Origin of the sequence: Pseudomonas sp. RC3H12 (assembly GCF_018596375.1) — a bacterium.
Taxonomy (GTDB): Bacteria; Pseudomonadota; Gammaproteobacteria; order Pseudomonadales; family Pseudomonadaceae; genus Aquipseudomonas.
Genome location: NZ_CP075595.1, coordinates 3957795 through 3969335 on the forward strand (window position 1 = coordinate 3957795; position 11541 = coordinate 3969335).

11 protein-coding genes are annotated in these 11541 nt (G+C 66.6%); 6 read left to right on the top strand and 5 right to left on the bottom strand.

The features are described 5' to 3' along the window. Window positions 1-2 precede the first annotated feature (2 nt). The 3 genes from KHO27_RS17925 to KHO27_RS17935 are packed head-to-tail and all read right to left on the bottom strand — an operon-like array spanning window position 3 to window position 2193. On the bottom strand, window positions 3-329 hold the full coding sequence (locus KHO27_RS17925) for a DUF3325 domain-containing protein (protein ID WP_110700007.1): 327 nt from the start codon (window positions 327-329) through the stop codon (window positions 3-5). Beyond that, the gene (locus tag KHO27_RS17930) at window positions 329-1891 is read right to left on the bottom strand and encodes a PepSY-associated TM helix domain-containing protein (RefSeq protein ID WP_214500571.1); all 1563 of its coding nucleotides are present in this window, start codon (window positions 1889-1891) and stop codon (window positions 329-331) included. The genes KHO27_RS17925 and KHO27_RS17930 overlap by 1 nt, the downstream gene beginning before the upstream one ends. Further along, a complete protein-coding gene (locus KHO27_RS17935) occupies window positions 1888-2193 on the bottom strand; it encodes a DUF3649 domain-containing protein (RefSeq protein WP_094011745.1) in 306 nt (101 codons plus the stop codon). The genes KHO27_RS17930 and KHO27_RS17935 overlap by 4 nt, the downstream gene beginning before the upstream one ends. A 178-nt stretch (window positions 2194-2371) precedes the next feature. Between KHO27_RS17935 and KHO27_RS17940 the strand changes: the two genes are divergently transcribed. From KHO27_RS17940 to fecA, 3 genes are all read left to right on the top strand, one after another. Further along, window positions 2372-2866 (top strand): sigma-70 family RNA polymerase sigma factor, encoded by a 495-nt coding sequence (locus KHO27_RS17940; RefSeq protein ID WP_110700011.1) that lies wholly within the window; start codon window positions 2372-2374, stop codon window positions 2864-2866. Next, on the top strand, window positions 2863-3789 hold the full coding sequence (locus KHO27_RS17945; RefSeq protein WP_214500572.1) for a FecR domain-containing protein: 927 nt from the start codon (window positions 2863-2865) through the stop codon (window positions 3787-3789). The genes KHO27_RS17940 and KHO27_RS17945 overlap by 4 nt, the downstream gene beginning before the upstream one ends. Before the next feature lie 153 nt (window positions 3790-3942). After that, entirely contained in the window at window positions 3943-6252 is a 2310-nt protein-coding gene (gene fecA / locus KHO27_RS17950) for a TonB-dependent Fe(3+) dicitrate receptor FecA (protein WP_214500573.1), read from the top strand. A gap of 55 nt (window positions 6253-6307) precedes the next feature. Here the strand turns inward: fecA and KHO27_RS17955 are convergent, their stop codons facing one another. Together KHO27_RS17955 and KHO27_RS17960 are read right to left on the bottom strand one after the other, a co-directional pair. Then, window positions 6308-6790, bottom strand: a complete 483-nt coding sequence (locus KHO27_RS17955; protein ID WP_102682126.1) for a glutathione peroxidase — start codon at window positions 6788-6790, stop codon at window positions 6308-6310. 145 nt (window positions 6791-6935) lie between these two features. Next, on the bottom strand, window positions 6936-7421 hold the full coding sequence (locus KHO27_RS17960) for an FKBP-type peptidyl-prolyl cis-trans isomerase (RefSeq protein WP_046854201.1): 486 nt from the start codon (window positions 7419-7421) through the stop codon (window positions 6936-6938). Here KHO27_RS17960 and KHO27_RS17965 point away from each other — a divergent pair. The 3 genes from KHO27_RS17965 to KHO27_RS17975 all read left to right on the top strand — a co-directional run bounded on the left by KHO27_RS17965 (window position 7420) and on the right by KHO27_RS17975 (window position 11213). Continuing rightward, complete coding sequence (locus KHO27_RS17965; protein WP_214500574.1) at window positions 7420-7722, top strand: DUF3565 domain-containing protein; 303 nt, start codon at window positions 7420-7422, stop codon at window positions 7720-7722. The genes KHO27_RS17960 and KHO27_RS17965 overlap by 2 nt on opposite strands. A 32-nt stretch (window positions 7723-7754) precedes the next feature. Beyond that, window positions 7755-9845 (top strand): phosphate acetyltransferase, encoded by a 2091-nt coding sequence (gene pta, locus KHO27_RS17970; protein ID WP_214500575.1) that lies wholly within the window; start codon window positions 7755-7757, stop codon window positions 9843-9845. A gap of 189 nt (window positions 9846-10034) precedes the next feature. Then, entirely contained in the window at window positions 10035-11213 is a 1179-nt protein-coding gene (locus KHO27_RS17975; RefSeq protein WP_214500576.1) for an acetyl-CoA C-acetyltransferase, read from the top strand. Window positions 11214-11541 lie beyond the last annotated feature (328 nt).

The window sequence follows — 11541 nt, forward strand, 5'->3', positions numbered from 1 at the left end:
GCCTAGACCGCCAGCACGGCCAGCAGCGGCCCGAGCACCAGGCTGGCGGCGGCCAGGCCGAGCAGCAGGCGCGGCACGTAGGGCAAGCCGAATACCCACAGCGTCACGCCGGCCATCAGCACGGCGATCCACTCCACCAGGCCCAAGGCCCAACCGCGCAGTTGCACGGCGAGGGCCAACGACAACAGCAGCAATGCCCAGCCCCCGACGCGCATGGCACGCTGCTGGCTGGCCGTGGGCTTGCGCCCGAGCAGGTCGTTGAAGTGCTTTTCCATGGCCAGGCACAGGCCGGCGAAACCGGCGAAGCCCATCAGCGCAACTCCCAGCATCAGCTCGCCTCCACCGTCTTGGCGGCGCGGGGCGCACGCTTGGCGGCCGGCTTGGGCGCGCGCAGCATCTTGCTGGCGGCCCAGGCCAGGAACAGGCCGGTGGCCAGGGCCGTCAGGTCGAAACCGGCCATGGCCCAGTCACCGGCGGCGATGGAGTGATCCAGCCCCTTGTCGGAGGTCAGTGCGTTGAGCAACGGCAGCAAGGCGAACGCCAGCGCGCCCAGCGTCAGTTGCTCGCCCCAGGCGCGGCGCCCGCTCCTCAGCATGGCGTGGAGCAATGACGCGCCCCAGGCCAGGAAGAAACCGTTGATTTCCCAGTCGGCCCGCCCTTCCAGCGTTGCCGGCAGCAGGCGATTGGCCCAGAAGAACGCCGCCACGCCCAGCAACAGGCCGCTCATGCTGGCGATGTTCAGCACTTCGACCAGGCGCAGCTCGCCGGGCATGCGTGCGCTCTTGGCATGCTTGAGCTGGCGCTTGCCCAGCCACATCACCAGCCCGGTGCCGATCACCGCGGTGCCGGCCACGCCGAAGGCGAAGTACAGCCAGCGCAGCCAAGGCCCGGCGAAGTTGCCCATGTGCAGGCCGACGAAGGTGAACGAGGTGGTCATCGCCGCGCTTTCCGGCGCGCCGCGGCGCAGCAGCTCGCCACTGACGCCATCGAAGGTCCAGATGGCGCTGCGCTGGTAGGCGACACTGTCGGCCGAGGCGCGGGTGAAGGTGACCCGGGCGTTGCGGTCACCGGGGTTGTGCACCTGGATGTAGCCCATGCGCGCCCCGGGCGCCTGTTCCTGGACCTTGGCATATAGGTCGCTCAACGGCGCCAGCGGCGCGGCCTGGGCAACCGCCTCGGGCACCTCGTCGCGGCCGAACACATCGTTGAAGTAGCCGCTGCTGTCGCCGTAGCTGGCCAGGATGCTGGCCGGCATGACCATGTACATGAAGATCACCAGGCTGCTGTAGCTGATCATCAGGTGGAACGGCAGCACCAGCACACCGATGGCGTTGTGACCATCGAGCCAGGACCGCTGGCCCTTGCCCGGGCGGAAGGTGAAGAACTCCTTGAAGATCTTCTTGTGGGTGATGATCCCGGTGACCAACCCCAGCAACATGATGAAGGCGCAGAAGGTCGACAGCCAGCGCCCCCAGGGGTGCGGCATCTGCAGTTGGAAGTGGAAGCGGTAGAAGAACTCGCCACCACGGCTGTCGCGGGCCTCGACCGCCTCGCCGGTGCGCGCGTCGAGCTCCTTGTCGGTGAAGCCACGGCGCCCACCGCCGTTCGGGTCGCGCCAGCTGACGCTCAGCGCCGCCTCGCGCTCGCTGGGCAAACGGATGAACCAGGTGCTGGCATGGCCGGCATTGCTTTCGAGGTAACGCTGGGCCAGGCCAAGACTGGTTACCGGGTCCAGCGGGTGACTCTGCACCTCGGGCTGGGTCCAGTGGCTGATCTCGTCCTTGAAGTACGACAGCGTCCCGGTGAGGAAGATGGCGAACAGCAGCCAGCCGAAAATCAGGCCGGTCCAGGTGTGCAGCCAGGCCATGGCCTGGCGGAAGCCTTCTTTCATGGCAGGTTCATCCAGTAGGCCAGTGCGTTGATCAGCCCCAGCACCAGGCTCGGCAGCAGCATGCCCAGCCAGGCGCGCCAGGCGCTGCGGCAGGCGAAGCACCAGATGAAGGCGATCAGGTAGAAGACGAATGACAGCATCATCCCGGTCATCGTCGCGTCGGCCTGGGTCATCGGCGCAAGCAGGGTGATGCAGACACTGGCCATCGACGCCAGCAGGTAGCCACCCAGCAGCGCGGCCAGGCTGCGTGAGGTCACGGCCAGGCGGTAGCTCAGGGGAAGGCCGGCAGCTTTGCTCTTCATGGCGAGGGTCCGGGAATTGGGGCTGCAATACTAATGATTTCAATTCTCATAAGCAAAGCATGGCGGCGCGAGCGGTCGCATGCCTTGCGTCGGCAGCGATTGCCGAACACCAGCGGCATGAATACAATGCGAACAATTCTTACTTCCAGTTGCGCTATCCGGCGCCGGAGTCGCATCGGTGCCCAGCGCCCTCTCTTCCACCGTCGAAGGCCTCTACCTCGCCCACCACAGTTGGCTGACCGGTTGGCTGCGACGGCGCCTGGGCTGCCCGCAGAGTGCCGCCGACCTGGCACAGGACACCTACGTGCGCCTGCTCCAGGCCCGCGAAGCGCCGCAACTGATCGAGCCCCGTGCGTTCCTCACCACCGTGGCCAAGCGTGTGCTGTGCAACCATTTCCGCCGCCAGGAACTGGAGCGCGCCTACCTTGAGGCCCTGGCCCAGGTGCCCAAACAGGTGGCACCGAGCGAGGAAGACAAAGCCCTTATCTTCGATACCCTGCTGGCGCTCGACCGCCTGCTGGACGGCCTGCCGGCGCTGGTCAAGCGCGCCTTCCTGCTGGCCCAGGTCGATGGCCTGGGCCAGGGCGAGATCGCCCGCGAGCTGGGCATTTCCCTGGCCACGGTCAAACGCTACCTGCACAAGGCAGCCCTGCGCTGCTACTTCGCCCTGTGAACAGCACGTTCTCGGCGCAGATCGCCGAACAGGCGGTGCAGTGGCTGATCGAGTCGCAGAGTGCCGATTTCGACCAGCATCAGGCCCTGCAGCATTGGCTGCAGGCAGACAGCGAGCATCAGCGCGCCTGGGCGCATATCCAGCAGGTCAACCAGCGCCTGCGCGGCGTGACCGCGCCAGTGGTCCACGCCACCCTGCAGGCACCACCCTCACCCGCCCGGCGCCGCGCCCTCAAGGTCTTGCTGCTGGCCGGCGTGGCCAGTGCCGCCGGGCTGGGCCTGCAGCAGCACAATCCGCTGCCCGGGCTGATGGCCGACTACCGCAGCCCGGTCGGCCAGCGCCGTCGCCTGACCCTCGACGACGGCAGCCAGCTGCACCTGAACACCCGCAGCGCCGCCGATGTGCGTTTCGACGGCCAGCAGCGTCGGGTGCGATTGCAGGAGGGCGAGTTGTTGCTCGAGGTGCAAAACGATCCCCGTCCACTGCGCCTGGCCACGGCCCAGGGCGAACTGCGCCTGGAAAGCGGGCGCTTCGATGTGCGCCAGTTCGACGGTTTCAGCCTGGTTTCGGTGTTCAGCGGCAGCGCCAGCGTGGCCGGAACACCGCTGCTGGCCGGCCACCAGGCGCGGTTTGCCGGGGGCGGCTGGCAGGCCATCGCGCCGCTCGACCCCAACCGCGCGGCCTGGGTAGACGGCATGCTGGTGGTGTCGCAGATGCGCCTGGGCGATTTTCTCGCCGAGCTTGGGCGTTATCGGCTCGGGCAACTGGGCTGCAGCGAAAGCGTCGCCGACTTGCGGATTTCCGGGTCGTATCCACTGGCCGACAGTGAACGGATCCTGCAAATGCTGGAGGTGACACTCCCGGTGAAGGTGCGACGGTTCACCCGGTACTGGGTGTCGCTCGAGGCGGCGTCAACCGGCTGAGAGACAAGCGAGCGGCAACACATGGCCATCGCGGGGCAAGCCCGCTCGCACGAAGAGCGGTGCCAGCGCACATTTATTTCATATCCGTTGAGCCATTTCGCGAACCTCGCGTGACAGAGAAGGCAGAACCCCTTGTCACAGGACCTCCGTCACATGCCCCTGCGCCTCAGTCCCCTCGCCTACGCCCTGATCCTCGCCGCCCCGTTCGCCCTGGCCGGCGAGCCCCGCGACTACCATATCGCGCCCGGCACGTTGGAACAGGCCCTGAACCAGTTCGGTCGCGAAAGCGGCGCGCTGATCTCGTTCAACCCCGGCCTCACCCAAGGCCTGGACAGCCCTGGCCTGGAAGGCCAGTACGAGGTCGGCCAGGGCTTGGACGCCCTGCTGCGCGGCAGTGGCCTGCAGGCGCGTAAGGAGGTCGACAATGCCTATAGCCTGCAACCGCTGCCGGCCACGGGCGGCAATGCACCGGTCGAGCTGGGCGCCTCGACCGTGGTCGGCGATTGGCTGGCCGAGGCCCGCCAGGACAACGTCTTCGAGCACCCCGGTGCCCGCGACGTGGTACGCCGCGACGACTTCGAACGCAATGGCGCCAACAGTGCCCGCGAAGTGCTCAACCGCATCCCCGGCGTCAACGCCCCGGAAAACAACGGCACCGGCAGCCACGACCTGGCGCTGAACTTCGGCATCCGCGGCCTCAATCCGCGCCTGGCCTCGCGCTCCACCGTGCTGATGGACGGCATCCCGGTGCCCTTCGCCCCCTACGGCCAGCCGCAGCTGTCGCTGGCGCCGATCAGCCTGGGCAACATGGACGCCGTGGACGTGGTGCGCGGCGGCGGCGCGGTACGCTACGGGCCGCAGAACGTCGGCGGCATCGTCAACTTCGTCACCCGCGCCATTCCCGAAGAGGCCACCTTCAAGGCGGCGATGCAGAACCAGCTCAGCCCGTCGTCCAGCCAGGATGGCCTGAAGAACAGCGCCAACCTGCTGATCGGCGGCACCAACACCAACGGCCTGGGCGGCGCCCTGCTCTACTCCGGCACCCGTGGCAGTGACTGGCGCGAGCACAGCGACACGCAGATCGACGACCTAATGCTCAAGGGCAAGCTGCAACTGGACGACGCCAACAGCCTGCACGCCATGGCCCAGTACTACGAGGGCGAGGCTGAAATGCCCGGCGGCCTCAGCACGGCAGACTTCGACGCCGATCCGTACCAGTCGACGCGCCTGAAGGACAAGTTCTGGGGCCGTCGCACCCTGTTCAACTTCGGTTACGACTACAAGCAGGACGACCGCCAGTTCAGCGTCAACAGCTTCTTCACCAAGACCCTGCGCAGCGGCTACCTGGACCAGGGCAGCTTCGTCTCGCTGTCGCCGCGCGAGTACTGGGTGCGCGGCATCGAAACGCGTTTCTCGCAGGGCCTGGCTCTGGGCGACAGCTGGCACGAGCTGGGCGTCGGCTACCGCTACGTCAACGAAGCCGGCCATGAACTGCGTTACCGCGAGCCGGTCAACGGCGCCCTGCCGACCACCGCCAGCCGCAATGACCGCGACACCCGTGGCAGCACCGAAGCCCACGCGATCTATCTGGACGACCGTATCGACATCGGCCGCTGGACCATCACCCCGGGCATCCGCTACGAGATGATCGACTCGCGGCAGAGCAACAAGCTCAACGGCCAGCAGTACCAGGGCAGCTACAACACCGCCTTGCCCGCACTGAACGTGATGTACCACCTCACCGACAACTGGAACCTGTACGCCAACACCGAAGGTTCGTTCGGCAGCGTGCAGTACAGCCAGATGCCCAACCGGGTCAGCAGTGGCGAGGTGAAACCGGAGAAGGCGCGCACCTGGGAAGTCGGCACCCGCTACGACAATGGCGACCTGCAGGCGGAGATCGGCGCGTTCCTGATCAATTTTGACAACCAGTACGAAAGCAACCAGACCAACGACTCGGTGATCGCCCGGGGCGAAACCCGCCACCAGGGCATCGAGACCAGCGTGCGCTATGCCCTCGACGGCCTGAGCCCGGCCCTGGCCGGTTTCGATGTGCATGCCGGCTACGCCTTCGTCGACGCCACCATTCGTGAAGACGGCCCGAACAAGGGCAACCAGGTGCCGTTCTCGTCGCGCCACAAGGGCACGCTGGGCATCGGCTATACCGAAGGCCCGTGGCAGTTGAACCTGGACAGCAGCTTCCAGAGCAGCCAGTACGCCGACAACGCCAACACCGCCAGCGAGAGTGCCGACGGCAGCACCGGGCGCATCCCCGGCTACATGCTGGTCAGCACCCGCGCCGGCTATGACTTCGGGCCTGCGCTTTCGAACCTGAAGGTGGCGGTGGGGGTGAAGAACCTGTTCAACCGCGAGTACTACACCCGCTCGTTCGACGACAACAACAAGGGCAAGTACGTGGGTGAACCGCGCACGCTGTACGTGCAGACGTCCGTGGAGTTCTAGGTTGCCCGGGGCTGTGTTGCCCAGCGCCGGCGGGCCGGCGCTGGGCAACCCGTGATCAGGCCAGCGCTTTCTCGATCGCCTGCACCACGGTCGGGTCGTCTGGCGCGGTACGCGGGGCGAAACGTGCCAGCACCCGGCCATCCTTGCCGACCAGGAACTTCTCGAAGTTCCAGGTGATGTCACCGGGGAACTCGGCGCCTTCGCCCGCCAGCAGGCGATACAGCGAATGACGTTGCGCGCCGTTGACCTCGAGCTTGGCCCCCAGCGGGAAGCTCACGCCGTAGTTGAGGCTGCAGAAGTCCTGGATTTCCTTGTCGCTGCCAGGCTCCTGGCCTGCGAACTGGTTGCACGGCAGGCCGAGCACGTTGAAACCCTGGCCCTTGTACTGCTGGTGCAGCTTTTCCAGCGACGCGTATTGCGGCGTCAGGCCGCACTTGGAGGCGACATTGACCACCAGCACCACCTGGCCCTTGAACGGTGCAAGGGGCAGGTCCTCGCCGTTCAGCGCCTTCAACGTCAGGTCGTGAAATGCACTCATGATGAAATCCCCTCTCAGGTTCCGATTGCCGCAGGGGCGAATCCCGCCCACGAAAAAGGCGCGCGGCCAAACCGTCTACCCTCCCGAGGAGGGCAAGTCCGGCTTGCCCGAGCGCCTGGCGACTCTCTGAGCTTAGCGCAGAAAATCAGTGGTGATGGCCACCTTCACCGTGGATGTGACGGTGAGCGATTTCTTCTTCGCTGGCGTCACGCACGTCGACAACCTTGACCTTGAAGTTCAGGCGCTGGCCAGCCAGCGGGTGGTTGCCGTCGACGGTCACGTCGTCGCCGTCGATGTCGCGGATGGTGACGATCTGCATCTGGCCGTCCGGCGCCGAGGCGTGGAACTGCATGCCGACTTCCAGTTGGTCGACGCCTTCGAACATCTTGCTGCTCAGGGTGCTGACCAGCTCGGCGGAGTACTCGCCGTAGGCTTCTTCGGGTTCGATGGCAACGGTCAGTTCCTCACCAGCCTGCTTGCCTTCCAGGGCTTTTTCCAGGCCCGGGATGATGTTGCCGGCACCGTGCAGGTAGACCAGCGGCGCACCACCGGCGGAGCTGTCGATGACCTCACCAGCGTCGTTGGTGAGGGTATAGTCGATGGAGACAGCCTTGTTGGCGGCGATCAGCATGGGGCAAGACCTTTTGCAAAAGAATATAGAACGAACAAGTGTAACCAACGCATCGGCCGATTGCGAACCCGGCGCGGACCAACAGCAGCCCATCAGTCGGATCACCGGCTTCCACCTCGACGAAGAGCGGCACTGGGTGGTCGAGCTGTCCTGCGGCCACACCCAGCATCTGCGCCACCAGCCGCCGTGGCAGGCCCGGCCCTGGGTGCTCGATGCCAACGAACGCGCCCGGCGCATCGGCCAGGTATTCCCCTGCGGCTGGTGCGCTCAAGGTGCCGTTAGCGCTACCCTTGGCCGCTGAACTCCTTGCACCGCTTATTCCGAGAAGCACGCATGCAGACATTTTTCATCGCGCCGACCGACTTCGGTGTCGGCCTGACCTCCATCAGCCTGGGCCTGGTGCGCACCCTGGAGCGCGCCGGGCTGAAAGTCGGCTTCTTCAAGCCGATCGCCCAGCCGCACCCCGGCGACACCGGCCCGGAACGCTCCAGCGAACTGGTCGCCCGCACCCATGGCATCAAGCCGCCGACGCCCCTGAGCCTGGGCCATGTCGAGCGCATGCTCGGTGACGGCCAGCTCGACGAATTGCTCGAACAGATCATCCGCCTGTACCAGCAGGCCTGCGTCGGCAAGGACGTGGTGGTGGTCGAGGGCATGGTGCCCACCCGCCACGCCAGCTATGCCGCCCGGGTCAACCTGCACCTGGCCAAGAGCCTGGACGCCGAGGTGATCCTGGTGTCGGCGCCGGAAAACGAGGTGCTCAGCGAGCTGTCCGGCCGCGTCGAGCTGCAGGCCCAGCTGTTCGGCGGCCCGCGCGACCCGAAGGTGCTGGGGGTGATCCTCAACAAGGTGCGCACCGACGAAAGCATGGCCGATTTCGCCACGCGCCTGCACGAGCATTCGCCGCTGCTGCGCGGCAACGACTTCCGCCTGCTCGGCTGCATCCCCTACCAGGCCGAGCTCAACGCCCCGCGCACCCGCGACGTGGCCGAGCTGCTCGGCGCCCAGGTGCTCAATCCCGGCGACTATGACCAGCGGCGCATGAGCAAGATCATCATCTGCGCGCGCACCGTGGCCAACACCGTGCCGCTGCTGACCTCCGGCACCCTGGTGGTGACGCCGGGCGACCGCGACGACATCATCCTCGCCGTGTGCATGGCGGCGATCAACGGCGTGCCCCTGGCCGGCCTGCTGCTGACCAGCGACAGCAAGCCCGACCCGCGCATCCTCGAGTTGTGCCGCGGCGCCCTGCAGGCCGGCCTGCCGATCCTGTCGGTGAGCAGCGGCTCCTACGACACCGCCAACCAGCTCAACTCGCTGAACCGCGAGATCCCGGTGGACGACCGCGAGCGCGCCGAGTTCATCACCGACTTCGTCGCCAGCCACCTGGACGCCGCCTGGCTGCACCAGCGCTGCGGCACGCCACGCGAGCTGCGCCTGTCACCGGCGGTGTTCCGCTACCAGTTGATCCAGCGTGCCCAGCAGGCCAACAAGCGCATCGTCCTGCCCGAGGGCGCCGAGCCCTTGCTGGTGCAGGCCGCGGCCTTGTGCCAGGCCCGGGGCATCGCCCGTTGCGTGCTGCTGGCCAAGCCCGAGGAAGTGCAGGCCGTGGCCCGCGCCCAGGGCATCAGCCTGCCGCCGGACCTGGAGGTGCTCGACCCCGAGGTGATCCGTGGCCGCTATGTCGAACCCATGGTGAACCTGCGCAAGAGCAAGAACCTCAACGCGCCGATGGCCGAGCAGCAGCTGGAAGACCCGGTGGTGATCGGCACCATGATGCTGGCGCTCGGTGAAGTCGACGGCCTGGTCTCGGGCCTGGTGCATTCCACCGCCAACACCATCCGGCCGGCCTTGCAACTGATCAAGACCGCGCCGGGCAGCAGCCTGGTGTCCTCGGTGTTCTTCATGCTGTTCCCCGACCAGGTGCTGGTGTATGGCGACTGCGTGATGAACCCACACCCCAGCGCCGCCGAACTGGCCGAGATCGCCCGGCAGAGCGCCGAGTCGGCCGAATCGTTCGGCATCGCGCCACGGGTGGCGATGCTCAGCTACTCCAGCGACTCGGCGGCCAGCGACGAGGAGGTGGAGAAGGTCCGCGAAGCCACGCGCCTGGCGCAGCAGGCCGAGCACGACCTGCTGATCGACGGCCCGTTGCAGTACGACGCCGCCGCCAACCCCGAGATCGCCCGACAGCTGGCGCCCGCCAGCCCGGTAGCCGGGCGCGCCACGGTGTTCGTGTTCCCTGACCTGAACACCGGCAACACCACGCACAAGGCGGTGCAGCGCAGCGCCGACTGCGTCAGCCTCGGGCCGATGCTGCAAGGGCTGCGCAAGCCGGTCAACGACCTGCCGCGCGGGGCGCAGGTGGACGACATCGTGCACACCATCGCCTTGACCGCGATCCAGGCCAGCACCGTGCGCTGAACGGCAAAGGGCCGCCATGCGGCCCCAGGCTCACGAGAGCGGCCAAACCTGGCCCTGACCGAATGAAGGCATGCCGCGACCCCGATCATTCATTTGAATTTCGGATCAATGGCAAAGAAAAACAAACTTCTCAAATAAGCCCCGGGCGCGGATGCTGTGACGATCACGCTCGTATCCTGGAGAACAACAATGAACGAAGTCGTCATCGTCGCCGCCACCCGCACTGCCATCGGCAGCTTCCAGGGGGCCCTGGCCAACGTGTCCGCCGTGGAACTGGGCGCCGCGGTGATCCGCCAGCTGCTGGCCCAGACCCAGCTGGACCCGGCCCAGGTCGACGAAGTGATCCTCGGCCAGGTGCTCACCGCCGGCGCCGGGCAGAACCCCGCCCGCCAGGCCGCCGTCAAGGCCGGCCTGCCTTACGAAGTACCTGCCCTGACCCTGAACAAGGTCTGCGGCTCGGGCCTCAAGGCCCTGCACCTGGCCGCCCAGGCCATCCGCTGCGGCGACGCCGAGGTGGTGATCGCCGGTGGCCAGGAGAGCATGAGCCTGGCGCCCTATGTGATGCCCTCGGCACGCACTGGCCAGCGCATGGGCCACGGCCAGTTGGTCGACAGCATGATCAGCGACGGCCTGTGGGATGCCTTCAACGATTACCACATGGGCATCACCGCCGAGAACCTGGTGGACAAGTACGGCCTGACCCGCGAGCAGCAGGACGCCTTCGCCGCCGAGTCGCAGCGCAAGGCCGTGGCCGCCATCGAGGCCGGCCGCTTCAAGGCCGAGATCACCCCGATCCACATCCCGCAGAAAAAAGGCGAGCCGCTGGTGTTCGACACCGACGAGCAGCCACGCCCCGGCACCACCGCCGAGTCCCTGGGCAAACTGCGCGCCGCGTTCAAGAAGGACGGCAGTGTCACCGCCGGCAACGCCTCCAGCCTCAACGACGGTGCCGCCGCCGTGCTGCTGATGAGCGCCGCCAAGGCCAAGGCCCTGGGCCTGCCGGTGCTGGCCAAGGTCGTCGCCTACGCCAGCGCGGGCGTGGACCCGGCGATCATGGGCATCGGCCCGGTGTCGGCAACCCAGCGCTGCCTGGACAAGGCCGGCTGGCAACTCGCCGACCTTGACCTGATCGAAGCCAACGAGGCCTTCGCCGCCCAGGCGCTGGCGGTGGGCAAGCAGCTGGAATGGGATGCGGCGAAGGTCAACGTCAATGGCGGCGCCATTGCCCTGGGCCACCCGATCGGCGCGTCGGGCTGCCGGGTGCTGGTGACCCTGCTGCACGAGATGATCAAGCGCGATGCGAAGAAAGGGTTGGCGACGCTATGCATCGGCGGCGGCCAAGGCGTGGCCCTGGCAATCGAACGCTGACCTGACGGCTTTGGGGCTGCTTTGCAGCCCATCGTCGGCAAGCCGACTCCCACCCCGTTCGCACTGCCCAATAGCCATGCGCTGTTGCGGTGGGAGCCGGCCCGCTGGCGATGGACCGCAGAAGCGGCCCCGAAGACCTGTTGCCCACCCTGAACAATCGCCATCCAGAAGCACTAGTTGTAATTAATAGTGCAGCTTTAAAGAGCTCATAAAAGAAACAAACATATTCAAATGAACACTTAACGTCTCATCAACTTAACCCCTCACGATAAGCAGCTGCGCCATTAATTCGAATACTCTCGCCAGCGCCCCCTACTTTCCGACTGCC

What these genes read in the sequence shown, in the direction of transcription:
- KHO27_RS17960 (WP_046854201.1), bottom strand. Translation starts at nt 7,421, where the DNA reads ATGCTGATCGCCGCCAACAAGGCTGTCTCCATCGACTATACCCTCACC.
- KHO27_RS17965 (WP_214500574.1), top strand. Translation starts at nt 7,420, where the DNA reads ATGGGGCAAGACCTTTTGCAAAAGAATATAGAACGAACAAGTGTAACC.
- pta (WP_214500575.1), top strand. Translation starts at nt 7,755, where the DNA reads ATGCAGACATTTTTCATCGCGCCGACCGACTTCGGTGTCGGCCTGACC.
- KHO27_RS17935 (WP_094011745.1), bottom strand. Translation starts at nt 2,193, where the DNA reads ATGAAGAGCAAAGCTGCCGGCCTTCCCCTGAGCTACCGCCTGGCCGTG.
- KHO27_RS17930 (WP_214500571.1), bottom strand. Translation starts at nt 1,891, where the DNA reads ATGAAAGAAGGCTTCCGCCAGGCCATGGCCTGGCTGCACACCTGGACC.
- fecA (WP_214500573.1), top strand. Translation starts at nt 3,943, where the DNA reads ATGCCCCTGCGCCTCAGTCCCCTCGCCTACGCCCTGATCCTCGCCGCC.
- KHO27_RS17925 (WP_110700007.1), bottom strand. Translation starts at nt 329, where the DNA reads ATGCTGGGAGTTGCGCTGATGGGCTTCGCCGGTTTCGCCGGCCTGTGC.
- KHO27_RS17955 (WP_102682126.1), bottom strand. Translation starts at nt 6,790, where the DNA reads ATGAGTGCATTTCACGACCTGACGTTGAAGGCGCTGAACGGCGAGGAC.
- KHO27_RS17975 (WP_214500576.1), top strand. Translation starts at nt 10,035, where the DNA reads ATGAACGAAGTCGTCATCGTCGCCGCCACCCGCACTGCCATCGGCAGC.